Origin of the sequence: Streptomyces sp. NPDC018947, assembly GCF_044390505.1 — a bacterium.
Classification (GTDB): domain Bacteria; phylum Actinomycetota; class Actinomycetes; order Streptomycetales; family Streptomycetaceae; genus Streptomyces.
In genome coordinates this window covers 344,522-371,049 of the sequence record NZ_JBIRZD010000006.1, presented here as the reverse complement: position 1 = coordinate 371,049, position 26,528 = coordinate 344,522, and the positions used below count along the sequence as shown (strand labels likewise).

The 26,528-nt window shown below is 72.8% G+C and carries 11 protein-coding genes; 6 read left to right on the top strand and 5 right to left on the bottom strand.

Annotated elements, in window-relative coordinates; all coding sequences use genetic code 11:
* Together ACH499_RS15045 and ACH499_RS15040 are read left to right on the top strand one after the other, a co-directional pair.
* The coding region (locus ACH499_RS15045; protein ID WP_399016012.1) for an SDR family NAD(P)-dependent oxidoreductase at window positions 1–4,035 on the top strand (4,035 nt) is incomplete at its 5' end.
* Between the two features lie 44 nt (window positions 4,036–4,079).
* Window positions 4,080–14,705, top strand: a complete 10,626-nt coding sequence (locus tag ACH499_RS15040; protein WP_399016010.1) for an SDR family NAD(P)-dependent oxidoreductase — start codon at window positions 4,080–4,082, stop codon at window positions 14,703–14,705.
* Window positions 14,706–14,857: 152 nt separating this feature from the next.
* On the opposite strand, the gene ACH499_RS15035 is transcribed toward ACH499_RS15040, so the two are convergent.
* Entirely contained in the window at window positions 14,858–16,231 is a 1,374-nt protein-coding gene (locus ACH499_RS15035) for an NAD(P)/FAD-dependent oxidoreductase (protein ID WP_399016007.1), read from the bottom strand.
* A 526-nt stretch (window positions 16,232–16,757) separates the two neighbouring features.
* On the opposite strand from ACH499_RS15035, the gene ACH499_RS15030 reads away from it, so the two are divergent.
* The 3 genes from ACH499_RS15030 to ACH499_RS15020 all read left to right on the top strand — a co-directional run bounded on the left by ACH499_RS15030 (window position 16,758) and on the right by ACH499_RS15020 (window position 19,557).
* Complete coding sequence (locus tag ACH499_RS15030) at window positions 16,758–17,762, top strand: TerC family protein (RefSeq protein ID WP_356202457.1); 1,005 nt, start codon at window positions 16,758–16,760, stop codon at window positions 17,760–17,762.
* A gap of 193 nt (window positions 17,763–17,955) precedes the next feature.
* Complete coding sequence (locus ACH499_RS15025; RefSeq protein WP_399016004.1) at window positions 17,956–18,840, top strand: LLM class F420-dependent oxidoreductase; 885 nt, start codon at window positions 17,956–17,958, stop codon at window positions 18,838–18,840.
* A gap of 60 nt (window positions 18,841–18,900) precedes the next feature.
* Window positions 18,901–19,557, top strand: a complete 657-nt coding sequence (locus ACH499_RS15020) for a histidine phosphatase family protein (protein WP_399016002.1) — start codon at window positions 18,901–18,903, stop codon at window positions 19,555–19,557.
* Window positions 19,558–19,602: 45 nt separating this feature from the next.
* Here ACH499_RS15020 and ACH499_RS15015 read toward each other — a convergent pair whose 3' ends face one another.
* The 4 genes from ACH499_RS15015 to ACH499_RS15000 all read right to left on the bottom strand — a co-directional run bounded on the left by ACH499_RS15015 (window position 19,603) and on the right by ACH499_RS15000 (window position 24,404).
* Window positions 19,603–20,964, bottom strand: coding sequence for an aldehyde dehydrogenase family protein (locus ACH499_RS15015; protein ID WP_356202460.1), 1,362 nt, complete (start codon window positions 20,962–20,964; stop codon window positions 19,603–19,605).
* Window positions 20,964–22,022: an AMP-binding protein gene (locus tag ACH499_RS15010; RefSeq protein ID WP_399015999.1), complete on the bottom strand. Its 1,059-nt coding sequence runs from the start codon at window positions 22,020–22,022 to the stop codon at window positions 20,964–20,966. The genes ACH499_RS15015 and ACH499_RS15010 overlap by 1 nt, the downstream gene beginning before the upstream one ends.
* Before the next feature lie 166 nt (window positions 22,023–22,188).
* Window positions 22,189–23,301: an NAD(P)/FAD-dependent oxidoreductase gene (locus tag ACH499_RS15005; RefSeq protein WP_399015996.1), complete on the bottom strand. Its 1,113-nt coding sequence runs from the start codon at window positions 23,299–23,301 to the stop codon at window positions 22,189–22,191.
* Window positions 23,298–24,404, bottom strand: coding sequence for a hypothetical protein (locus ACH499_RS15000; protein ID WP_399015994.1), 1,107 nt, complete (start codon window positions 24,402–24,404; stop codon window positions 23,298–23,300). The genes ACH499_RS15005 and ACH499_RS15000 overlap by 4 nt, the downstream gene beginning before the upstream one ends.
* A gap of 1,221 nt (window positions 24,405–25,625) precedes the next feature.
* Between ACH499_RS15000 and ACH499_RS14995 the strand changes: the two genes are divergently transcribed.
* Window positions 25,626–26,498: an aldo/keto reductase gene (locus tag ACH499_RS14995; protein WP_399015992.1), complete on the top strand. Its 873-nt coding sequence runs from the start codon at window positions 25,626–25,628 to the stop codon at window positions 26,496–26,498.
* Window positions 26,499–26,528 lie beyond the last annotated feature (30 nt).

Here is a 26,528-nt window from a genome sequence, read left to right as displayed (position 1 = left end):
ACAGACTTCGGTAGTGCCGAGTACTGGGTGGAGCACGTACGGAAGCCCGTGCGTTTCGCCGACGCGGTGGACAAGGCGCGGGAGTTGGGTGCGCGAGTCTGGGCGGAGGTCGGTCCGCAGCCCGCTCTCTCCGCCGCGATGGGCGAGCGTGAGGGTGAGGCGGTGGCGAGCTTCATGCGGCGTGACCGTGACCAGGTCACCGGCCTGCTGACCGGTCTGGCCCGCCTCCACGTGCACGGTGTCGAGGTGGGCTGGGACCGTTGGGTTCCTCCCACGCGAGAGCCGGTGGAGGTGCCGACGTACGCCTTCCAGCGGCGCCGCTACTGGGCGGGAGGAACTGCGGGAGCGTCCGCGGGTGCGCTGTCGGGTGTGGGCCTGTCCGGGGCCGACCACCGCCTCCTGGGCGCGCGGGTGTCGCTCGCCGGCGGGGGCGTCGTGCTCACGGGCCGGCTGTCGGTGGCCGCACAGCCCTGGCTGGCCGATCACGCCGTGTCGGGTGTGGTCCTGCTGCCGGGAACGGCGTTCGTCGACTTGTTAGCGCACGCCGGTCGGCAGGTGGGGAGCCCGCAGGTGCGGGAGCTCACCCTCCACGCGCCGCTGGTGCTGCCCGAGGACGGGCCGGGTGTGACGGTCCAGGTGGCGGTGGACGAACCCGACGAGCAAGGGCAGCGGACGGTCAGCGTCCACTCCCGCCCGGACACCGGGGACGGTGACTGGACCCGGCACGCGACCGGCGCGCTCACCGCGACCGAGTACGTCCCCGAGGCGGCCTGGGTCTGGCCGCCGGCGGGTGAGCCGGTCCCGGCGGAGGACGTCTACGCGGGACTCGCGGACGCCGGGTTCGACTACGGTCCGGTCTTCCAGGGGCTGAAGCAGGTCTGGGCGGACGGCGAGGACGTCCACGCCGAGGTCGTGCTGCCGGACGACCCCTCCGGCTTCGCGCTGCACCCGGCCCTGCTCGACGCCGCGCTCCACGCCCTCGCCGCCACTCGGAGCACCGGAGAGGCCGGACTGCCCTTCGCGTTCACCGGCGTGCGAGTGCACCGTCCCGGCGCCTCGACCCTGCGGGTGCGGCTGCGCCGTCAGGAGCCCGACGGTGTCGGCCTGGAGGCCGTCGACGCCGACGGAAACCCGGTGGTGACCGTCGACTCGCTGGTGTTCCGTCCGGTCAGCCGTGCCGACCTCGCCGGTCCGGGAGCGTCCGGCACCGACCTGTTCCACCTGCGCTGGACGCCGGTCCCCGAGGAGACCCGGGCCGACGCGCGGTACGGCGGCCACGTGGTCGCCGTACCCGACATCGCGGCGGCCTCCGGGGTCGTGCGCGACGGGTCGGCCGAGCCGCACTGGGTGGTGCTGCCCTGCCGCGCCCCCGGGCAGGGATCGGTCCCGGAACGGACGCGGGCCCTCACCGGCTGGACGCTCACCCAGGTGCGGGCCTTCCTGGACGCACCCGAGATGGCCGGGCGGAGACTGGTCGTTCTGACCCGGGGCGCCGTCGCGGCCGACGAGAGCGACCGTGGCGCCGACGTATCCGCGGCGGGTGTCTGGGGACTGGTGCGCTCGGCCCAGTCGGAGCACCCGGACCGGCTGGTCCTGCTCGATGCCGACACCGAGGTGGAGGACGAGGAATGGCCCGCGCTGCTGTCCGCCGTCTCCGCCGCTCCGCTGCCCCAACTCGTCCGGCGGGGCGGGACGCTGCTGACGCCGCGCCTGGAGGCCGGAGGTGACGGCGACCTGAGCGCACCCGAGCAGGGCCCGTGGCGGCTCACGGCGGGTTCGGGCGGGACGCTCGAGGAACTGGACCTGGCACCGCAGCCGTCGGCCGCCGATGAACCGCTCGGCGCCGGCCTGGTACGGGTGGCGGTGCGCTCGGCCGGGCTGAACTTCCGGGACGTGCTCATCGCGCTCGGCATGTACCCCGGCGCCGCGTCGGTGGGCGGCGAGGGCGCGGGCGTGGTCACCGAGGTCGGTCCGGGCGTCGCCGGGCCGGCGGTCGGGGACCGCGTGATGGGACTGATGCCGCACTCGTTCGCCGACACCACCGTGGCGGACGCCCGCATGCTCGTGCGCATGCCCGAGGACTGGACGTTCCAGGAGGCGGCCTCCGTACCCATCGCCTTCCTGACCGCCCGGTACGCCCTCGGGGATCTCGCCGCTCTCCGCTCCGGGGAGCGGGTGCTGATCCACGCGGGTGCGGGCGGTGTCGGCATGGCGGCGATCCAGCTCGCGCGGCATCTCGGGGCGGACGTCTTCGCGACGGCGCACCCCTCCAAGTGGGGCACCCTGCGGGCGCTCGGGCTGTCCGAGGACCGCATCGCCTCCTCCCGCGACCTCGGGTTCCGCACGGCGTTCCTCGACGCGACCGGCGGCGCGGGGATGGACGTGGTGCTGAACTCGCTGGCGGGCGAGTTCGTGGACGCCTCGCTCGCACTGCTGCCACGCGGCGGACGGTTCATCGAGATGGGCAAGACCGACGTCCGCGAAGCCGCTTCACTCCCGTCCGGGATCCGCTACCGCACCTTCGACCTCTCCGAACCCGAGCCGGCACGGATCGGCACGATGCTGGCCGAGCTGCTCACGATGTTCCGGGACGGCGCGCTGCGGCTGCTCCCGCTGACCGTGTGGGACGTACGCCGCGCCCCGGCCGCGTTCGGGCACGTCAGGATGGCCCGGCACACCGGCAAGGTCGTCCTCGACGTGCCCGCGCCGCTCGACCCGGACGGCACCGTCCTGATCACCGGCGGCACCGGAACGCTGGGCGCGCTGGTCGCCGAGCACCTCGTCACCGCGCGGCGCGTGCGGCACCTGCTGCTCGTCGGCAGGCGCGGACCGCAGGCGCCGGGTGCCGAAGAACTCGCCCGACGCCTACGGCAGTACGGGGCCGAAGTCCGTATCGTGGCCGCCGATCTCGCGCGGCGCGAGGAGGCCGCGGCCGTCCTCGCGCAGGTCACCGCGGAGCACCCGCTCACCGGCGTCGTGCACGCGGCGGGGATCGCGGACGACGGGGTCCTCGGCTCGCTGACGCCCGACCGGATCGAGCGGGTGATGGCTGCCAAGGCCGACGCCGCCTGGCACCTGCACGAGCTGACCCGGGACGCGGACCTGGCGATGTTCACCCTGTTCTCGTCCGCGTCCGGAGTGCTCGGCTCCCCGGGCCAGGCCGGCTACGCGGCGGCGAACACCTTCCTGGACGCCCTGGCCGCGCACCGCAGGGCGCGGGGACTGGCGGCACAGTCGCTGTCCTGGGGGCTGTGGGCCCGGCGCAGCGCCATCAGCGGTCACCTCACCGACACCGACCTGGCCCGTGTGGCCCGGTCCGGGATGGTGCCGCTCGGCGACGAGCACGGGCTGCGCCTGCTGGACGAGGCCCGCGACCGAGGCGGGCGCGCGCACGCCGTACCGCTGCCGCTCTCACCGGGGCACCGGCACACCCATCCGCTGCTGGCGCACCTGGGGGGACCCACCCGCCCGGCGCGTGCGGCGGCACGCGCCGGTGACGTGAGCGCACCGTCCGTACCGCTGACCGAACGGCTGCACGAGCTGTCGGCCGAGGAGCAGCGGCGCATGCTGCTGACCCTGGTGCGGGAACAGGCCGCGGCCGTCCTCGGGCACGACTCCACGGAGTCCATCGGCGCCCGGAAGCCGTTCAAGGAGCTGGGGTTCGACTCGCTCACCGGAGTCGAGGTCCGCAACCGGCTCGGCGCCGCGACCGGGGTGACGCTGCGCGCCACCGCGGTGTTCGACTTCCCCACGCCCGCCGCGCTCGCCGACCACCTGTGGGAGGCCCTCCGGCCGGACGACGGCGCGGGGGAGCCCCCGATCATCACCGACCTGGCCCGCCTGGAGGCCGCGCTGGCACAGGCCCCGGACTCCGGTGACCTGCGCGACGAGATCACCGCCCGCCTGGAGGACATCCTCTGGAGCTGGCGGGACAAGGCGCAGGGACGGCCGGTCGCCCAGGAGGACGACGACCTGGCCGCCGCCACCGACGACGAGATGTTCGCCCTGATCGATGAAGAGCTCGGCAGGCAGTGACACGCACGTTCGCCTGCCCGCCGCACGCTAGGAGTCAGTTCCGGATGTCAGACGAGCAGAAACTGCGGGAATACCTGAAGAAGGTCACGGCCGACCTGCGGCAGACCCGCAGGCGGTTGGAGGAGGCCCGGTCCGCCGAGCCCGAGCCGATCGCCGTCATCGGCATGAGCTGCCGGTTCCCCGGCGGCGTGGAGTCCCCCGAGGGGCTGTGGGAGCTGGTGGCCGCGGAACGGGACGCGATCACCCCGTTCCCGCGCGACCGGGGCTGGGACCTGGACGGGCTCTACGACCCGGACCCCGGGCGAACCGGCACCTCGTACGCCCGCGCGGGCGGGTTCCTCACCGACGCGGGCGGGTTCGACGCCGAGTTCTTCGGCATCAGCCCGCGTGAGGCGCTGGCGATGGACCCGCAGCAGCGGCTGCTGCTCGAACTGTCCTGGGAGGTGTTCGAGAACGCGGGCATCGACCCGTCCTCGGTGGCAGGGCGGCCGGTCGGCACCTTCGTCGGCACCTCCACCTCCGGGTACGGGATCACCCTGGCGGAGACACCGCCCGGGGTGGAGGGGTACCTGCTGACGGGCAGCGCGGCGGCCGTCGCCTCCGGACGGATCGCGTACACCCTCGGCCTGGAGGGCCCGGCGGTCACGATCGACACCGCGTGCTCGTCGTCGCTGGTCGCCATGCACCTGGCCGCGCAGGCCCTGCGGTCCGGCGAGAGCGACCTCGTCGTGGCCGGCGGCGCCACCGTCATGTCCAGCCCGGGGACGTTCGTCGAGTTCAGCAGACAGCGCGGCCTGTCGCCGGACGGGCTGTGCAAGCCGTTCGCCGCGGCGGCGGACGGCACCGGCTGGGGAGAGGGCGCCGGACTGCTCCTCCTGGAGCGGTTGTCGGACGCACTCGCCGGCGGTCACCAGGTACTCGCCGTGCTACGGGGTTCGGCGGTGAACCAGGACGGCGCCTCCAACGGCCTGACGGCACCGAACGGCCCGTCGCAGGAGCGGGTGATCCGGCAGGCGCTGCGCAACGCCCGGGTCGCCGCCGGACAGGTGGACGTGGTGGAGGCCCACGGCACCGGCACCACGCTCGGCGACCCCATCGAGGCGCAGGCACTGCTGGCGACGTACGGCCAAGGCCGGTCGGCGGAGAACCCGTTGTGGCTCGGCTCCGTGAAGTCGAACATCGGGCACACGCAGGCGGCCGCGGGCGTGGCCGGGGTCATCAAGATGGTGATGGCCATGCGGCACGGGCGACTGCCGGTGACGCTGCACGTGGACGAGCCGTCGCCGCACGTGGACTGGTCGACGGGTGAGGTGCGCCTGCTGACCGAGGCCGTGCCCTGGCCGGGCGACGGGCATCCGCGCAGGGCCGGGGTGTCGTCGTTCGGCGTCAGCGGCACCAACGCGCACGTGATCCTGGAGGAGCCTCCCGCCGCGCCACCGAAGGCCCTTGCTCCGGTGGAGGCGCCGGGCCCGGTGCCATGGGTGGTGTCGGGGCGCGGCGACGCGGGGCTGCGCGGCCAGGCCGCCCGGCTCGCCGGCTTCGTGCGGGAGCGGCGGGCGGCGGGTACGGCCGGCCGCGCCTGGCTCGCGGGCGTCGCGGCGGGGCTGCTCGGCCGCGCCGCCCTGGAGCAGCGGGCCGTGGTCGTCGGTTCGGACGTGGACCAGATGCTGGCGGGACTGGAGGCGCTGGCCGCCGAGGGACAGCCGCTGCCGGCGCGCACCGACTCCGCAGTGGTTTTCGTCTTCCCCGGCCAGGGCGGTCAATGGGCCGGAATGGGGTCCGAGCTGCTGGAACGGCTGCCCGTCTTCGCGGAGGCGGTCGCCGAGTGCGAGCGGGCCCTGGACCCCTGGGTGGACTGGTCGCTGAGCGCGGTCCTGTCGGGCGGGGAGCGGGACTGGCTGAACCGGGTGGACGTCGTGCAGCCGGTGCTGTGGGCGGTGATGGTCTCCCTGGCACGGGTCTGGCGCGCGGCCGGGGTCGAACCCGACGCCGTGGTGGGGCACTCGCAGGGTGAGATCGCGGCCGCGGTGGTCGCGGGCCGGCTGAGTGTCGAGGACGGTGCCCGGGTCGTCGCGCTGCGGTCGCGTGCGCTGCGGGAGCTGTCCGGCCGGGGCGCGATGGCCTCGATCGCGCTGGACGCCGAAGAAGCTGAGGCGTACTTGCCTTCGGGCGTCACGGTGGCGGCGGTGAACGCGCCGGGGCAGATCGTGGTGAGCGGTCCGCCGGAGGAGGTTGCCGGGTTGTGCGCCCGGTTGGACGAGGTGGGGGTACGCGCCCGCCGCATCGACGTGGACTACGCGTCCCACCACGCGCAGGTGGAGGCCGTGGAGGGCCGGCTGCGTGAGGAGCTGGCCGGGGTCGTGGACCTGGGCGGTCCGGGTCCGGAGCTGGTGTCGACGGTGACGGGTGCGCCGGTTCCCGAGGGGCGGCTCGACGCCGCGTACTGGTATCGGAACCTGCGGGAGCGGGTCCTGTTCGCCGATGTGGTGCGGCGGTTGCGGGACGCGGGTCCGCAGGTGTTCGTCGAGATCGGTCCGCATCCGGTGCTGTCGTTGGCGATGGAGCAGATCGTCACCGACGGCCGGGTGCTGCACACCCTGCGCCGCGACCAGCCCGAGACCGCGCAACTGCTGACCAGCCTGGGTGCTGCGTGGACCGCCGGTCTGCCGGTGGCGTGGCGCGCACTGCTGCCCGAGGCGCAGCCGGTGGCGCTGCCCACGTACGCCTTCCAGCGCAGGCACTACTGGCTCACCCCTCCGGCGAGCGCTCGCCCCACCGCCGTCGGCCGGTACCGGATCGGCTGGAAGCCGCTGCCGGAACCGGAGCGCGCCGGATCACCCCGGAACACCGACTGGCTGCTGGTCCACGAGGACGGCGGGAACCGTACGGCCGAGGTCGCCCTGCTCGTGGAGGCGCTGGCGGACGAAGGCGGCTCGGCGCGTGTCGTCACCGTGCCCTCCGGAGAGGCCGAACCGGACGCGTTGGCCCGGCTGTTGGGCGATGCCCTCGTACCGCAGCGGCTGACGGGGCTGGTCTCGCTGCTGGGCGGGGAGGCCGCCGTGGGCCTCCTGCGGGCCGCGGCGTCCGTGCCCATGCGGACGCGGCTGTGGCAGGTGACCTCGGGCGCGGTGGGCGCGGGCGGCGGCGATGTCGTCGTGGACTGCGCGCAGGCGGAGCTGTGGGGCTGGGGCCGCTGCTTCGCACTGGAGCACCCGGACCGCTGGGGCGGCCTGATCGACCTGCCCGTCGGTGCCTCCGCCGACGTGGTGGCCCGGGCGGCGGCCCGGCTCGCGCGGGACGGTGGCGAGGACCAGGTGGCCGTCCGCGCCGAGGGCTCTTTCGGCCGTCGGCTGCTGACGGTGGAGGACCCGCCGGGCGACCCGCGCCCGGCCTGGCCGCCGGCCGGAACGGTGGTGATCACCGGCGGCACCGAGGGGCCCGGCAGCCACCTGGCCCGCTGGGCGGCCTCCCGCGGCGCCGACCGCCTCGTCCTGGTCGGGGACGACGGCGCGGAGCTGTGCGCCGAGCTGACCGAGGCGGGCACGCCGACCGTCGCCGTGACGGGTGACGTCACCGACCCCAAGGCGCTTCGCGCGCTGCTCCGGGAGGCCACCGGGGACGCGCCGCCGGCCGCCGTGGTGCACGCCGCGGGTGCGATCGAGCTGGCCCCGATACGGCAGAGCGACCCCGTGCACGCCACCCGCGTCATGCGGGAGCGCTGCGCGGGCGCCGAAGCGCTGGCCGAGGTGCTGCGCACCGACCACCCGGACACCCGACTCCTGCTGCTCTCCTCGGTCGCGGGTGTCTGGGGCGCGGGCGCGCACGGAGCGCTCGCCGCCGCCGGAGCACACCTCGACGCCCTGGCCGAACGGGAACGCGCGGCCGGCCGCCCGGTCACCGCCGTCGCCGTCAGCCCCTGGGAGGGCGGGCCAGAGCTGGCCGACCTGCTGCGCGGGCAAGGGGTGCCGGTCACCGACTCCGGCGCGGCCCTCGCCGCGCTGCCCGGACTGCTGGCCCTGGCCGAACCGGCCGTCGTACTCGCCCGCGTGCACTGGGACCGCTTCGTCCCCGCGTTCACCGCCGCCGGACCCCGGCCGCTCATCGGCGACCTCCCGGAGGCGCGTCGGGTCCTCGAAGCCGGCACGGAGGCGGAGGCCGACCGGACCCCGGGCGCCCCTCACACCTCCAAGCTGGCACGGGCCCTGGCCGCCGCCGCACCGGACGAGCAGGACCGGATCGTCCTGGCGGAGGTCCGGGCCACCACCGCGGCCGTGCTCGGCCACTCCGGTCCGGACGACATCGCCGCGGACAGGGCGTTCCGGGAGCTGGGCATGGACTCGGTGACCGCCGTCGAGCTGCGCAACCGGCTGTCGGCCGCGACCGGTGTACGGCTCCCCGCCACACTGATCTTCGACCACCCCAGCCCGACCGCGGTGGCCGGCCTCCTGCGCCGGGAGCTGACGTCCGCCGGGACACGGACCGGCGACGAGGACACCGGCACACCGCCCGCCCGGGTGGCCGACGACGAGCCGATCGCCATCATCGGCATGAGCTGCCGCTTCCCCGGCCGCGTCGCCTCTCCGGAGGACCTGTGGCAGGTGGTCGCCGACGGAGCCGACGTCATCTCGCCGTTCCCCGCCGACCGCGGCTGGGACGTGTCCGGCCTCTACGACGAGGACCCCGACCGGGCCGGGACGGTGTACGCGCGCAGCGGCGGATTCCTGCACGGCGTCGCCGACTTCGACGCCGGGTTCTTCGGGATCAGCCCGCGTGAGGCGGTCGCCATGGACCCGCAGCAGCGGCTGCTGCTGGAGACGTCCTGGGAGGCGTTCGAAGGGGCCGGCATCGCGCCGGAGACCGTGCGCGGCAGCGACACCGGCGTCTTCGTGGGCACCAACGGCCAGGACTACGCGCCACTGCTGATGTCCGGTGGCGACGACCTGGAGGGCTATCTCGGCACCGGCAACGCGGCGAGCGTCGTCTCCGGCCGTGTCGCCTACGCCTTCGGGCTGGAGGGACCGGCGGTCTCCGTCGACACCGCCTGTTCCTCCTCCCTGGTGGCGACGCACTGGGCCGCGCAGGCCCTGCGGCAGGGCGAGTGCTCCATGGCGCTCACCGGCGGTGTCACGGTGATGGCGACACCCGGCTCGCTGCTCACCTTCGCCCGGCAGCGCGGCCTCGCCGCCGACGGGCGGTGCAAGGCCTTCTCCGCCCACGCGGACGGCATGGGCATGGCCGAGGGCGTCGGCATGCTGCTGCTGGAACGGCTCTCCGACGCCCGGCGCAACGGGCACCGGGTGCTGGCGGTGATCCGCGGCTCCGCGATCAACCAGGACGGCGCCAGCAACGGCCTCACCGCGCCCAACGGCCCGGCGCAGCAGCGGGTGATCCGGCAGGCGCTGCGCAACGCCGGGCTCCGCGCGGCCGACGTCGACGCCGTCGAGGCGCACGGCACCGGAACGACACTCGGCGACCCGATCGAGGCACAGGCCCTCCAGGCCGCCTACGGCCAGGACCGTCCCGCCGGCCGCCCGCTGTGGCTCGGCTCGCTGAAGTCCAACATCGGTCACACCCAGGCCGCCGCCGGAGTCGCGGGCGTGATCAAGATGGTGCTGGCGCTGGGCCGGGAGTCACTGCCCCGCACCCTGCACGCCGACGAGCCGTCCGCGCACGTGGACTGGTCCGAGGGCTCGCTGCGGCTGCTCACGGCGCCGGTGCCCTGGAAGCGCGCCGACCGCCCGCGCCGGGCCGGTGTCTCGTCGTTCGGGATGAGCGGCACGAACGCCCACGTCATCCTGGAGGAGGCCCCCGAGACCGAGCCCCGGGTCACCGGTGAATCCGCGGCCGACGGCGACGGGCCGTGCGTCGTACCGCCGTGGCTGCTGTCCGCGAAGTCCGAGGAAGGGCTGCGCGACCAGGCCGACCGGCTGCGGCGCCGACTGCGCGCCGGAGCCGGTCCGGACCCGGTGGACGTCGGCCACGCGCTGGCGACCACGCGCTCGGTCTTCGCGCACCGCGCGGCCGTCCGTGGCAACGGGCGCGAGGAGCTGCTCGCGGGCCTGGACGCGGTGGCCGCGGGGGAGCAGTCCTCGTACGCGGTACGCGGCCTGGCCGACGCGGGGGAGCGCCCGGTGTTCCTCTTCCCCGGCCAGGGCTCGCAGTGGGACGGCATGGCCGGGCGGCTGCTGGACACCTCGCCGGTGTTCCGCGACAGTGTCGAGGCGTGTGCCGCGGCGCTGGCACCGCACCTGGACTGGCCGTTGACGGATGTGCTGCGGGGTGCCGCCGGTGCGCCGTCGCCGGACCGGGTGGACGTGGTGCAGCCGGCGCTGTTCGCCATGATGGTGTCGCTGGCCGATCTGTGGCGCGCGTACGGCGTCCGCCCGGCCGCCGTGGCCGGCCACAGCCAGGGAGAGATCGCCGCCGCGTACGTGGCGGGGGCCCTGTCCCTGGGCGACGCCGCCCGCATCGTCGCGCTGCGCAGCCGGCTGCTGGCCGGCCTCCAGGACAGCGGCGGCATGGCCTCGATCGCCGCGCCGGTCTCCTGGGTGGAGGACCGGCTGGGGGCATGGGGCGGCGAGCTGGAGATCGCCGCCGTCAACGGACCGCGTGCGGTCGTGGTGTCCGGGCCGGTCCCCGGTCTGGTCCTGATGGAGAAGGAGTGCGCCGCCGAGGGCGTCCGGGTGCGGCGCGTCCCGGTGCGGTACGCCTCGCACTCGCGGCACATGGAGGCGCTGCGCGAACCGCTGCTCGCCCGGCTGGAGGGCATTTCGCCGCGTCCGGCCACCGTGCCGTTCCTCTCGACGGTGACCGGCGAGCGCGTGGACACCTCCACCCTGGACGCCGACTACTGGTACCGGAACCTGCGGCACACCGTCCGGCTGGACGACGTGGTCGGCGACCTGCTCCGCCGGGGGCACCGCGCCTTCGCCGAGATGAGCCCGCACCCGGTGCTCACCGCCGGGGTCCTCGACACCGCCGAGCAGGCCGGAGTCGACGCGTTCGCGGTGGGCACGCTCCGCCGCGACGAGGGCGGCCTCGACCGGTTCCTCACCTCGCTGTCGGACGCCCACGTCCGCGGCGTACGGGTGGACTGGCGCCCGGCCTTCACCGGCCACCGGGTACGGCCGGTGGATCTGCCGACGTACCCGTTCCAGCGGCAGCGGTACTGGGTCCGGGCCGCGCCGCCCGGGACCGGGGACGTCGCGGCGGCCGGGGTCGAACCGGCCGACCACCCGCTGCTCGGCGCGGAGGTCGCTCTCGCCGGCACCGACGAACTGGTGCTCACCGGCAGCGTCCGCGCCCCGGCACTGCCCTGGCTGACGGACCACCAGGTCTCCGGCGTGGCACTGCTGCCCGGGACCGCCTTCGTGGACCTCGCGCTCCGGGCCGGTGAACGCTGCGGCCACCCCGTCGTGGAGGAACTCACCCTTCAGGCACCGCTGGTCCTCCCCGAGGACGGGGACCCGCGCATCCAGGTCAGGGTCGGCCCGCCGGACCCCGAGGGGCGGCGTGAGTTCCGCGTCCACTCCCGTACGGGCGACGGCACGGACGAGTCCGACTGGACCCGCCACGCGACCGGCACCCTCACCGCCACCACCCCTCCGGTCACCGAAGCGGAGCCCACGGCCGCCTGGCCGCCGGCCGGCGCGAGTGCCGTCGACATCACCGACGGCTACGACCGGCTGGCCGAACTCGGCTACGGCTACGGGCCCGCGTTCCGGGGAGTCCGCGCGGTCTGGCGCCGCGGCGACGAGATCTTCGCCGAGGTCCGGCTGCCCGACCAACTCCTCACGGAGGCCGGACGGTTCGGCCTGCACCCGGCCCTGCTCGACGCGGGTCTCCAGGCGGTCGGCCTGGCCGCGACCGGCGCCGACGGTGCGGAACCGGACGGCGGGTACGACGACGAGGGCATCAGGCTGCCCTTCGCGTGGACGGGGCTGAGCCTGCACCGCGCCGGCGCGAGCGCCCTGCGGGTGCGGCTGGCGCCGACCGAGAACGGCGGCGTCTGCGTCACGGCAACGGACGACACCGGCACACCGGTGCTGTCCGCCCGCTCGCTGGAGTTCCGGCCGGTGTCCACCCGGGGGCTGCGGCTCTCCGGAGGCGGACTGTTCCGGCTGGACTGGCGGGAGGCGACCGGCCGACGGACCACGACCCCGGCCGAGGCGGGTGCCTGGGCGGTCGTGGGCGCCGAAGCGGAGGGGCTGCGCGCACTGCTGGCCGCCGGGGGAGCCGACGTCACGGCGTACGCGGATCTGCCCGCCCTGCTGGACGTCTCCAAAGCGGCGACGCCCGGCGTCGTGCTGCTGGCCCCGGAGCCCGCGCCGCCAGGCGACACGGACACCGTGGACGACGTGCACGCACGGACCGGAGGCCAACTGGCGCTGCTGCGGGACTGGGTGAGTGAGGAGCGCTGGGCCCGCACCCGCCTGGTGGTGACCACCCGGGGCGCCGACTCCCTCGACCCCGCCGCCGCCGCGGTATGGGGACTGCTCCGCTCGGCGCAGGCCGAGCACCCCGGCCGGTTCACCCTGCTCGACCTGGAGGGCGACGCGCTGCCACGGGCGGTGGTCGAGGCCGTCGCGAGCGGCGCGCCCCAGCTCGTGGTGCGCGCCGGAGCGGTCCTCGAACCCTCGCTCGCCCGACTGCCGGCACCGGCCGGGCCACCCGCCCCGCTCACCGGCACCGTCCTCGTCACCGGCGGCACCGGAACCCTCGGCGCCCATGTGGCCCGGCACCTGGCCGCCGGACACGGCGTGCGGCACCTCCTGCTGATCAGCCGCAGCGGTGAGGCGGCGCCGGGCGCTGCCGAACTGCGCGCCGATCTGGAGGCGCTGGGCTGCGGGGTCACGTTCACGGCGTGCGACAGCGCCGACCGCGACGCCCTGCGCGAGGTCCTGGACGGCATCCCGGAGGACCGGCCGCTGAGCGCGGTGATCCACGCCGCCGGGGTGCTGGACGACGCCGTCCTCACCTCGATGACCGGGGAACAGCTTGGCCGGGTGCTGCGATCGAAGGCGGACGGGGCGATCCACCTGCACGAACTGACCCGCGACCGCCCCCTGACGGCCTTCGTGCTGTTCTCCTCGGCCGCCGCCGTCCTCGGCAGCCCCGGCCAGGGCAACTACGCGGCGGCGAACGCCCTGCTCGACGGCCTGGCCCGGCACCGGCACGCAGCCGGGCTGCCCGCGCTCTCCATCGCCTGGGGTCTGTGGGGGCAGCGCACCGGGATGACCGCCCATCTGTCCGAGACGGACATGCGCCGGATGACCCGCGCCGGTCTGGCCCCGCTGGACACCGAAGGCGGTCTGGCCCTGCTGGACGCCGCGCTGGCCGCGAGCGAGGCGACGGTGCTCGGAGCGCGGGTGGACCTGGCGACCCTGCGCGCCCGGGGCACCGACGCGACGATCCCGCCGCTGCTCCGCGGCCTGGTGCGGGTGCCCGGCGGGACGACCCCGAGCGGCCCGGCGGAGCCGGAGGCGACCGTGCGGAGAGAACTCGCGGGCGGGACGCCAGAGGAACGCCGGAGGGTGCTGCTGCACCTGGTCCGCTCCGCCACGGCCGCCGTGCTCGGCCACGCCGACGCGGGACAGGTCCCGTCCGACAGGCCGTTCACCGACCTCGGCTTCGACTCGCTCACCGCCGTCGAACTGCGCAACCGGGTGCAGTCCGCGACGGAGCTGCGGCTGCCCGCGACCCTGGTCTTCGACCACGAGACCCCGCACGCGCTGGCGGCGTACCTGGACGCGGAACTCGCGGCCGAGCCGGAACTCGCGGCCGAGCCGGAGCCCGCCCGGGAGGCGGACCCCGGGCCCGCTGCGCGGAGCGCGGTGCCGGACGGCATCGAGGCGCTGTACCGGGCGGCCTGTCGGCAGCGCAAGACGCAGGAGGCGCTGGACCTCCTCGTCGCGGCGTCCCGGATCCGGGACCACTTCACCGACCCGGCCGCCCTGGACACCCCGCCGCGCCCGGTCCGCCTGGCCCGCGGTGGTGACGCACCCGTGCTGGTCTGCCTGTCCACGATCACCGCGCTGTCCGGCGTCTACCAGTACGCCCGGTTCGGAGCGGCCCTCCAGCGGCGGCGCGACGCGTGGTTCGTGCCGGTGCCCGGATTCACCGCGGACGAGCCGGTGCCGGCCGACGTCGACGCCGTCGTCGATCTGCACGCCGACCTCGCGCTGAAGTGCGCCGAGGGCCGCGCGTTCGCCCTCGTCGGCCACTCGGCCGGCGGCTGGCTGGCACACGCGGTGACGAGCCGGCTGGAGGCCCGGGGCGTGCCGCCGGTGGGCGCCGTACTGATCGACACCTATCTGCCGGGCAGCTCGGCCTTCCCCCATGTGCAGGACGCGCTGACCGACATGATGTTCGACAACGAGTCCACGGTCGGGCGGCTCGACAGCGCCCGGCTCACCGCGATGGGCGCCTACCTGAGGCTGTTCGACGACTGGAAGCCGGAACCGGTGCGCACGCCGACCTTGTTCGTCCGCGCGGGCGAGCCGGTGACCGACACCGTCCCGGGAGACGGGTGGCGCCTGAGCTGGCCGCTGCCCCACACCACGCGGGAGGTGCCGGGCAACCACTTCTCCATGATGCAGTCCGGCGCCACCACGACCGCCGAAGCCGTCGACGCCTGGCTGCGCGATCTCCCGCAGCCGAAGGCCGGCTGAGCCCGGTCCGGGCGGTTGTCCGGGCGGGGCGCGGGGAACGGCCCGCGCCCCGCCCGCCCAGGCCGTGCCGACCGGCTCCCCGGGGCCGGCCGACGGCCGGTGACGCAACGCCGCGGGGCCCCGGCGTACGCAGGGGCCCGCGGCACGTCGGTTCAGCCGCTATGCGCGGCCAGCGCGTCCGTCAGCTCGGTGTAGGACGGGCCGGGGGAGAGCACCGGGGGTTCCCAACCGGTGGCCAGCACGGAGTCCAGACGCTCACGCACCTCGGAGGTGCCCAGGCTGTCCGGCGGCGCCATCAGGTTGGCGCGGAGCTGCGCCAGCTCCCACAGGCGCTGGTCCTGCTGACCCGCCAGGGCGGCGAGGACGGACAGCGGGAGTCCGGCCGGCGGCTCCGGCCGGCCCTGCACCGTCGCGCGCCAGCTCCGGGTGCGCTCCACGTCGTCGTGGACCCCGTCCTCGTACCAAGGGCGGACCTCGTGCCGGGCGTAGGCCCGCAGTCCGGCGCTCACCGCCTCCGGATCCGCCCCGTGACGGGACATCAGGTCACCGAGCCTGGCGGCGCCGGCCAGCGCGAAGGACGCGCCGCGGCCCAGGATGGGGTCGGTCGTGCAGAGCACGTCACCGATCGGCAGATAGCCGGGCGGAGCGTCGGGCGACAGCTCGCGCCACATGTTGGTGAGTCCGGCCATCGGTACGACCTCGCCGATCGCCTCCGCGTTGCCGGGCCGCAGCCACGGCTCGAACTGGGCCACCGCCTTCGCTGCCGCCTCGAACGCCCCGGTCTCGCGCAGCCGCCCGAGCGCCTCGTCCTCCGGCAGCCGGGCGAACACCACCGCGAACGTGCGGTTGTCGTGCGCGTAGAGCCCGCCGCCGAAGCCCTCCCCGCCCGCGAAGACCACGGGCACCAGGAACGTCGGCGGCTTCGGTACGCCGTCCAGCAACCGGTAGAAACGGCTGTGGTAGACGTTGCCGCAAGGGCTCTCCTCGACCTCCTTGGTGAACGCACCGACCAGTGGCGAGCGACGCCCCGTGGCGTCCACGACGGCGTCCGCCTCGATCACCGCGCCGTCCACCCGCACGCCGCGCACCCGTCCCCGGTCGGCGACGACCTCACGGACGGACAGGCCGTGGTGGACTCGCACACCGGCCTGCTTCCGCACGGCGCGGTGCAGCACCCACTCGACGGTCGCCCGGCGCGAGCCGAAGCCGGCCAGGTCGGTCGCGTCGGCGGGGGCCTCGACCCCGGGCGGCGCGGTCATGTCCACCTCGTCGACCCCGTGCGCGATCAGGTCGGCGTGCACGTCCGGCAACCGGGTGCACAGCAGGTGCCGGAACAAGCCGAGGAACATGTGCGGGTGACGGACCTGCGGCGCACCGGGCCGCTGCCACTCCTGGATGCCGGCGAGGTCCTCCGGTGGGGGACCGTCCCGCTCCACCAGGTCCACCGCGTACCCCTGGCGGGCGAGCAGCAACGCGGCGCTCAGCCCGGCGATGCCCCCACCCGCCACCGCTATTCGAGAAACCATGCGAACTCCCGGTTGTCGTGCTGCCAGTGCAAGCCGTCGCGATCCGCCGGAAGTCGCCGCCGACGATCCGCCCGGTTCAGCCGCCGTCGGCCCGGACCAGGGCTGCCGGGACTGCGTCACGGCGCGATGCTAGTAAGCGGCGGACGGGCCTGTGGAGGCCGACGGGTGGGAATAGGGGTCGTCCCCGACTGTTTAGGGGTTCTTGCCGACTTGACTTCTTGCTACGGTTTTCCGGTCGCCATTTCCGAGGCCAGTTCGCCGGCATTCCGCCCGCGCGGCCGATGCGACAACGAGCCCGTGACCTCATCCGGCTGCTCGGCTTCTTCCCACGACGTGATCGGTGTACGAGACGGGCGGCCGGCACCCTTGCGGGCGCGCTTGCCGCCAACCGGCTCGGCACCGCCCCCCGTTGCCCACGTCGAGACGATCCCCCCGTGCCTCCCACCAGCATCTCTTGGTTCGCGCTTTACCCTTCTTTGGTCATTCCTATACTGTTGGTGGCTCACGCCATAGGGAGGGACCGGGGTTGGACGTCTCAATGACCATGTGGGTGCTCACGGTCGTCGGACTGTGTGTACTCATCGCGGCCGACTTCTTCATCGGCGGTCGCAAGCCGCACGATGTCTCGATCAAGGAAGCGGGCGTCTGGACGATCGTCTGGATCGTTCTCGCCACGCTCTTCGGTGTCGGCCTGCTGATCTGGGGCGGCGGGCAGGCGTCCGGCGAGTTCTTCGCCGGCTACATCACCGAGAAGTCGCTCAGCGTCGACAACCTCTTCGTCTTCGTGCTGATCATGGCGAAGTTCGCGGTCCCGTCGATCTACCAGCAACGCGTGCTGATGATCGGCGTGCTGATCGCGCTGGTGCTGCGCGCCGTCTTCATCGCCGCGGGCGCTGCCGTCATCAACTCGTTCGCCTGGGTCTTCTTCCTCTTCGGCGCCTTCCTCATCTACACCGCCTGGAAGCTCATCCAGGAGGCACGGGCCGGTGAGGAGGACGAGGACTGGGAGGAAGGCCGCCTGATGAAGGCCATCGAGCGGCGGGTGCCCTCCACCGACAAGTGGCACGGCACCAAGATGGTCATCCGCGAGAACGGCAAGCGGCTGGCCACCCCGATGCTGATCGTCATGGTGGCGATCGGCGTCACGGACGTGCTCTTCGCGGTGGACTCCATCCCGGCGATCTTCGGCCTGACCCAGGACCCGTACATCGTCTTCACGGCGAACGCCTTCGCGCTGATGGGCCTGCGGCAGCTCTACTTCCTCATCGTCGGCCTGCTGAAGAAGCTGGTCCACCTGTCGTACGGCCTGTCCGTCATCCTCGGCTTCATCGGCGTCAAGCTGGTCCTCCACGGCATCCACGAGACGACGAGCCTGCACGTGCCGGAGATCTCCATTCCGGTCTCGCTGGGCGTCATCTGCGGGGTCCTGATCGTCACGACGATCACCAGCCTGGCCGCGTCCAGGAAGGCGGTGCGGAACGCCGGCACGGACAAGCCGGAGCCGACCGAGAAGGCGGACGTCCAGGGCTGAGCCGCACCTTGCCGCTCAGGGCCGCTTCGGGGCGAGGGCCACTGGTTCCGGTTGCGGATCCGCGAGATCCGCAACCGGCGACCGGGAGGCCCTCGTTGACGTCGTCGAGCAGACTTCAATGGGCAACCGAGGGAGATGATGCCCACCCATCGAACTTGATGACGAGCTGATCATCGTGTGGTATACAGACGGAATGCCTTTACAGCGGCCTTTTCGTTTCGGTGTCAACATGTTCGTGCCCGGTTCGAGACGCGAGTGGCGTGCGAAGTGCCGTAGAGCCGAGGAACTCGGTTTCGATGTCGTCGGAGTGGCCGATCATCTGGGATTCTCCGCACCCTTTCCAGCCATGGTGCTCGCCGCCGAAACGACCGAACGGGTACGGCTGGCCACATTCGTGCTGAACACCCCGTTCTACAACCCCGTCCTTCTCGCGCGTGAGGTGGCGAGCACCGACCAATTCGTCGAAGGACGTATGGAACTCGGGCTCGGCGCAGGCTACGTGAAGGCCGAGTTCGACACCGCCGAGATACCCTTCCCCAGCGGCGGAAAGCGGGTCGAACAGCTCGAACACACGGTCACCACCTTGCGTAGGCTGTTCGAGGACACGGAATTCCAGCCACGGCCGGCCCAACGATCCGGACCGCCACTGCTGATTGGCGGCTGGGGCGACCGACTGCTGCGACTGGCCGCCGAGCACGCCGACATCGTCGCGCTCACCGGAGGCTGGGCCAGCCCCACCGGTGACGTACTCCACCTGGCCGGAATCGCGCAGACGGAGGAACGGATCGCCTATGTGCGCGGCCTGCTCGGCGACCGCGCCGACGCCGTCGAGCTGAATGTCATGGTGCAGTTGGTGATCCCGCCCGCCGAACGCGCCGCGGTACCCGAGAGGTTCGCGCCGATGATGCCGCCCGACGCCGCGCACCGGCCCGAAGAACTGCCCACGGTGCTGATCGGAACCCCGGCTCAGATGGCGCAGCAGATCGAGGAGAGCCGCGAGCGCTACGGCTTCACCTACTTCACGGTCATGGAATACAACATGGAGACCTTCGCGCCGGTCATCGCCGCCCTGCGCTGAACCGCACACTTCGCCGCGAGCCGCCGGCGACCGGGGGCTGTGGCCGAAAGAGGTGACCCGATGCGCACCGACTCCGAAACCAGTCGTGGAACCACCACCCTTGTGCTGCTGCGCCACGGTGAGACGGCACTGACACCGGAGAAGCGGTTGTCCGGCAGCGGCGGATCCGATCCGGCGTTGTCGGAGACCGGGCGGCGGCAGGCCGAGGCCGTCGGGAGGACCCTCGCGGCACACGGTACGGTGCGGGCGGTGGTGTCCTCACCGCTGCGCCGAGCCCGGCAGACGGCCGAGACAGCGGCACGCCGTCTCGGCCTGGAAGTCCACGTCGACGACGGGCTCAGGGAAGCGGACTTCGGTACCTGGGAGGGACTGACGTTCGCCGAGGTACGCGAGCGCCATCCGCACGAGATGGCAGCGTGGCTCGCCTCTCCGGCGGCGGTTCCGGGCGGAACCGGCGAGAGGTTCACCGCGGTCGCGCGCCGCGCCGCACGCTCGCGGGACCGGCTGCTGGCGCGGTACGAGGGACAGACGGTGCTGGTCGTCTCGCACGTCGTGGTGCTGCGGACGCTGATCCGGCTGGCCCTGGGCGCGCCGCCCGCGTCACTGTTCCGGATGGAGCTGTCGGCGGCCTCGCTGTCGGCCGTGGCCTACCACGGGGACGGGACCGCCACGGTGCGGAAGCTCAACGACACGTCGCACCTGGCGGATCTCCGCTGACCTCGGTGGCCGAGGGGGCGGTGCGGGGCACCGCCCCCTCGCCGGTCAGGATCGGATCGTCTTGGTGCGCATGAGGAATTCGGCGAGGTAGCCGTCGTGCGGCAGCCCGTGCTCCATCCACGGGGTCGGATGGTCGCCGACGTAGACGTTGGCGATGGTCGGCTCGGCCACCAGTTCCTCGATCAGGTCCGCGTCGGTGGTGACGGCGGTGAGGACGAGGGTGTCGCGCAGCGGCCGGATCCCGGCGTCGCGGTCCCACGGCGCGACCCACGCACAGGGGAAGCCCAGCTCCATGCCGAGCTGCTCGGCGAACGGGCTGTCGAGCTGGTGCACCGCCGGCCGGAGCACCGCGGAACCGTCGCCGAGATCATCGGCGACGCCGTCACCGCCGAGCCACGCCTTGGTGCCCGCTGCCCGCTGCCGCAGATACGCGTCCCAGCGGCGGGCGGGGCCGAGGGGCTGTACGGGCAGCACCGCGCGTTCGTCCGTCGCGGGAAGACTGGGCAGTGCCGCGAGGCGCTCGGCGATCGCCGCGGCCACGGGGGAGGGGTCGCCCTCGACCAGGACTCCGGTGGCGTTGACGCAGCCGACGCCCCCACCACTGCTGATCGACTCCACGAGGGTGTCGACGATCGGCTCCCACGCGCACTCGGCGGTGATGAGTATCTTCGACCGCCCGGGGCCCTGCGGCAGGATGCGCGGGTCGCCCGCGTACTTGCTCACGACATCCGCGCCGCCGTACACCATCCCGAAGTCGGCGTGCCGGAGGATGTCGCCGGCCACATGGTGGTCGGTGGGCAGCAACGCGATGCCCTCGTCGCCGAAACCGGCCTCGCGCAGGGCGGTGATCAACCGGTGCGGAGTGAACGGTTCACGGCGGGAGGGGCGCACGGCGACGCGGTAGCCCAGTGCCAGGGCGTCGAACCAACCCTGGTGCACCGCGGGGTGGTTGCCCGCCGCGTGGACGGCGAACACCTCACCGCGCCGGGTCCACACCGCCGCACCGTCCCTCACCCGCGGATCACGCCACGAGTCGACCGCACCGGCCGGCCGGGCGTTCTCCACGCCCTGGCGGATCCGCTCGGCGGCCCGTGCGATGTCGTCGGTGGCATGGCGCACCACCGTGATCGGTATGCCGGTGACCGCGCTGACGGTGTGCTGGTATTCCTGCGGCGTCAGTCCCGCGATCGTCTCCTCGGCGAAAGCCCGGCCCGCCTGTGCGAACGCCTCGATCCGTGTGCCGACAGGTGGCGCCGGCGCCCGGCGCAGGGCCTTGATCGCGCGGGTGACGTAGAGCGAGGGTGCGAGGCTCAGTGTCGCCACCGGGTTCCGGGCAAGGTCTCGAATGGTCTCCTGACGCCGGGACCGATAGGGGCCGCCGGGGCCGAGAACGTCCAGATGCAGCATCAGTACACGCCCTCGACCACCGTCGTGTCGCCGAAGGACGCCGCGGGTGTGACGTCCGCGACCGCGTCACCGAAGCCGTCGGTCACCGGTGCGATCCGGGTCGCGAAGTCCCGCTCGACGTTGTTGACCAGCAGGGCACTCCGGCTCATGTGGTGCAGGACGATCTGCCCGCGCTCGCCGTACGGAACCACCTGGCCGGTGTCGGGGTCGACCACCCGGAACGTGGTGTACGGAGCGAAGGAGTCGAACACGCACGGCTCGTCGTCACCGAGACCGGGTCGCTCCACCGACGTCCCCAGCATCATCGTGCCGCCGTACCCGCCGACGAACCTGGCGCTCGAGAACACCTCGTCGCGCAGCAGATCCCGGGTGTCGGCGTCCAGATGCGTACCACCCCAGATGATCGCGCGAACCTTCCGGTTCACCAGCTCGACCAGGTCGTCGTGCTGTGCGAGGCGCTCCAGCATCGGCGGGGTGGCGAAGAGGACGCCCACGTCCTGGCCGGCCAGGATGTGGCCGACCTGCTCGATGAGGTGATCCGTGTAGGCCTCGGCCATGTCCGTCCGGCCGTCCGCGAGCAGCTTCTTCACCCATCGCGGGTCCAGGTCGATGCTGAAGTTCAGCCCACCCCGGGACGACGCGGCGTCGGCCGCCATCGCTCCGACGTTGTGCGGCCCGGTGGGGACCGCGCTGAGCCAGTCGACGTGTCGGGGTACGCCGTGAGCGTCCAGTCGCTCGCTGAACCATTCGACGCTGCGCCGATGCCACTCCGCGCTGTACGGCACTCGCTTGGGCTGCCCGGTGGTGCCGCCGCTCTCGTAGACGGCCGCCCCGTGGTCGTCACCGTAGCCACGGGGGATCAGGTCACGGACGCCGACATCGCGCAGCTCGTCCACCACATTGGGAAACAGGCCGAGGTCGTCGAAGTCACGGACATCGGTCAGTGGATCGAAGTCGAGGGTCTCGGCGCGTTTCAGCCAGAACGACGACCCGGTCTCCGGGCTGAAGTGCCACCGCATCATCTCCCGGACGAACTCTCCGCCCGTGTGCTCCACCATGGGTTTTCCTCTCGAAAGAACGGAACAAAGGCCGCTGCGGACGCTGCGCGAAGCCCGAACGGCCGCCGGGTGGGCCGGCCTCCGGACGAGGGTCTCCGGAGGCCGGCCCACCCCGGGGGGCGCGCGACGCGGGCTCGCCGCCCGCGTCCACCGGGAACGGTCTCTCCTAGCCGGGCGCGGCGGGACCACCGGGGCAGCGGGCGGTGGAGAGGCCGGCCGTGTCGATCCAGGACGTCTTGCCGAGCACGAGGTCCCGGACGATCTCTCCGGCGGCAGGAGCCTGGCACAGTCCCTGGCCGGAGAAGCCGGCCGCGTACAGGAACGGGCGGGAGGGATCGCGGCCGATGAACGCCATCCCGTCCGGACTGACATCGAGGTTTCCGCTCCACCCGTTCTCGAGGCCGTTGCCGGCGAGGGTGGGGTAGGTCGTGCCGAGGTGGCGGGACACCCGTCGCAGCCAGGCCTCTCGGGTTTCGTCCGGACCGGGGCGGCCCATCCCGACGAGGATGCGGTCTTCCCAGCTTCGGATCCGCAGGCTGGACGGGTGCATGGTCATCGGCAGTGCGCCGTGAGGGGTACTGCCGGGGGTGCCGGTCAGGAGCATCTCGACGGGGTGGGTGGTCACCGGAAGGCGCACGCCGGCCATGGCGGCGACGGCTCCCGCCCAGGGTCCCGCCGCGCAGACGATGGTGTCGGCGCGGATGGTGCCCGCGGGCGTGTGGACCCGCCCGTCCGGGTCGATGCCGGTGACGGGTGTCTCCGTGCGCAGCACGGCGCCGGCCCGCCGGGCAGCCGTGGCATAGCCGCGCACGATCGCGGGCGGATCACAGGCGTAGGCCTCGGGTGCCCAGGCCGCCGCCAGGATGCTTCGCTCGTCGACCAGCGGGTTGAGGCGCGCCGCCTCGGCGGCGGTCACGAGTTCGACGTCCACTCCGGCCGCGTGCTGGGCGGCCCGGGTCTGCCGGAACTCCCGCACCTGTTGTTCTTCGGAGAACAGGACGAGCAAGCCGATGCGCTTCAGGTCGAGGTCGGTCCCGGTCCGTTCGGCGAAGGCCTGGTAGGCCGTCAGGCTCCGGACGGCAAGGCTGCTGATGAGGGCGTTGCCGGGAAAGTAGGTACGCACGACGCCCGCGGTGGTCCCGGACGATCCCGATCCGAGCGCTCCCCGCTCCAGCAGGACGGTGCCGACGCCTGCCTCGGCGAGCTGGCACGCTGCCGAGGTGCCGATGACTCCGCCGCCGATGACGAGGACGTCCGTGCGTTCGGGGAGCCGGCTCACGACGGGCGCACCGTCGCGTCGGGGCGGAGCCGGCGCAGGTGGTCCCCGGTCTCCCACGGGTACAGGTGGAGGTTCCAGCCACCCAAGCAGTTGATGTAGAGGGCCAGTTGGCCCACCACGCTCAGGAAGTCGTCGCGGTCGATCTGGTCGAGGCAGTCCAGGAAGCGCTGGGTGAAGCTCCACAGCTGCTCCAGGCCGCAGTAGCCCAGAAACTCGGCCGGGATACCGACGAGCAGGCGCGCCATGTGCCGCAGGGAGTCCATCGGCATCCCCTGTACGGCGGCCCGGACCAGTCCGCCGTAGGTGGCGTACCCCAGCGGGCGGGTCTCACCGTTGACGAACAGCAGGGTGGGCAGCACCGTCTCGAAGCTCCCCGCCCCGGAAGGGATCAGCCCTTCGTGGAGATCGGCCAGCTCCGGTGGCGCGGTCAGCCATGCCCGCTCGGTCGCGGTGTACACGTCGTGGATGAGGCGCTTCGCGTCGGGATTCGCGGCGGTCAAATGCGGAATGCGGTGACCGCCCTCTTCTCCCGCCTTTCGGACCTCCGCCAGGATCGGTTTCTTCGTCGAATAGACCGAATCCCAGACCGCCTGACCCGCCTCCAGCAGTCCGGGTATGTCCTCCTGCCGGATCTGACCCACCGGGGATGCCGGCATCGGTTCGGTAAGCGTGCCGTACTTGATGCCTAAATGCTGTAACGCGGAGCAGAATACGGTCCCATTGGGTGCCTCGCGTCGATCCGGAATCCGCGTGGACGCGGGGAGGTGCAGCAGCGACGGTATCGGTGCCGCGTGATACAGATGCTCTCCCGCCACCAGCGCGTGTCCCTGCAGACTCCGGTAGGGCAACGACTCCCACAGCGCGTCGGCGAGTTCGGGGTTGCGGCCGTCGAGTTCCGCGGTCACGGTGATACCCAGGTCGGGCCAGGCGATCTCGATGTGCCGACCCGAAAGCGTTTCAGTCAAGACTTTCCCCTTCGTTCGTTCGATGAGATGTCGCAGCCGCTGTTCCGCTGCGAAAGAGTCACGGACGGAGTTGGATTTCTCCGTCATCACGGCGGTGATCGTCCGGGCGACCTCGGCATGGCTCCCGGTATCCCGCACCGTTTCTCCTGGCGGGGCACACGCCTCCGACGCTCGGCCATGTGGTGGGTGGCGTTCGTCCGCCCGCCTCGGCCCACGACAGTCGCGGCCGTGACACCGGAGCGCCGGCGATGAATGGTTCAGTGAGCAGACTCAGCCGCGTTCGCATGGGTTCTGCCGAGGAAGATCAGTTTCCCGTCGGTGCCCAGGCCGATGCGGCGCCAGGCGGACACCGAGGCGCGATTCCGGGGCGGGGCCGGCGCAGCGGGCCGTCGTCGCTGCTCGGGAACGGGCCGGGAGCTTTCCAGGCGTGCGGAAAGAGCGGACTCTGCGCAAGTGTCAGAAAAACCCGCATGACAAGGGATCACCCCTCCGACGCGTCGAAGGAGGAGTGGGCGATCCAGCGGCTACACGGTCACGGACACGCCCCCTGATGCAACCATTTACCTCGCGGAGGTGGGCCTCGTTATAGATGTGTTCACCGGCAGTGAGTGGAGCGCTAACGTGTAACTGCCAGCCGAACCGTTCTAACAAGGATCCCTCCGAGGTTATTCGAGGTCTTCCTAAACGATGCCGTCGCGCATTGAGACAGTACATGCCAGGGCCACCCGGTCAACCCTTCACATCGGATTCGAGCCAAGGTGCTCACGCAGTGTGGGTGGATGTTTGAAAGCCGTCACGCAGGCCGAGGCCGGTGAGTGTCCGTTCTGCCGACCCACTGCGGCGCTCTCTTACCGCGGAGTCCCGAAGGCGATGGAGAACGGACATACGGTCATGGATCGTGCGCAGTGCCGCCCGGTGTTCGGTGCCGGCGGCACCTTCTTCGGGTCGGCATTCTCCCGGGCTGCACGGGCATCCCAAGGCGGAACTGCGCGCATTGGCGGCGCAGCGGAGGGCAACCCATGGCTTGAATGCTGCCCGGGAGTCGACGGCCGGGGACACGGGGGATCGGGCACGGTCCTCACGGCAGCACGGGAGAAGGAGATCCACCGTTGACAGACGTCACAATCGCCCTGTAGGCCTGTGTTCGCGCAAGAACGTTCTCCCGGACAGGCTTCCCCGCCTTTCTGGTAGTTGAGACTCCCGACATGACAGCCAATGATGTAGCTGCCCTGGTGTGCGACCGACCCGACCAGCGGTTCCCGCAGCCACGTACGACCCACTGACGTGGATACTCGCCCCCGGCCGTTCGCGGCCGGGGCGCCGAAGGCTGCTCAGCCAATCCTCGACCGGAGAGGTGCCATGACCATGAGCTCCGCCCCCATCACCGCAGCAGCCTCAGGAAACCTCGCCCTCGGCGGGGACCTTCCCGTCCACCGTCTCGGCTACGGCGCGATGCAGCTCGCCGGCCCCGGCGTCTGGGGCGCCCCGAAGGACGAGGCCGAGGCAGTGCGCGTCCTGCGCCGCGCCGTCGACCTCGGCGTCAACTTCATCGACACCGCCGACTCCTACGGGCCGTTCGTCAGTGAGAACCTCATCCGCCAAGCACTGCACCCGTACCCCGACGGCCTGGTCATCGCGACCAAGGGCGGCCTGACGCGTCCCGCCCCCGACGACTGGCGTCCGCTCGGCCGGCCCGACTACCTGCGGCAGCAGGCCGAGCTGAGCCTGCGCCACCTCGGCGTCGAGCGGATCGACCTGTACCAGCTCCACCGCATCGATCCGCAGGTGCCCCTGGCCGAGTCACTCGGGGAACTCTCGCTCCTGCAGCAGGAGGGCAAGATCCGCCACATCGGACTGTCCGAGGTCTCCGTGGAAGAGCTGGAGCAGGCGCGAGAGATCGTGCCGATCGTCTCGGTGCAGAACCGCTACAACGTCGCGGACCGGCAGTCCGAAGCAGTGCTCGACCGTGCCGAGCAGCTCGGTATCGCGTTCATCCCGTGGTTCCCCATGGCCACCGGTGAACTGGCCCGGCCGGGCGGTCCGCTGGACAAGCTCGCGGAAACCCACGGCGCGACCCCCGCACAGCTCGCGCTGGCCTGGTTGCTGCGACGCTCGCCGGTCATGCTGCCGATTCCGGGAACGTCGAGCGTCGCGCATCTGGAGGAGAACGTCGGCGCGGCCGGTCTGAAGATCAGCGACGCGGAGTTCTCGGCACTGACCGAGGCCGTCTGACAGCCTGGGCGAGGCGGACGCGCACCGCTC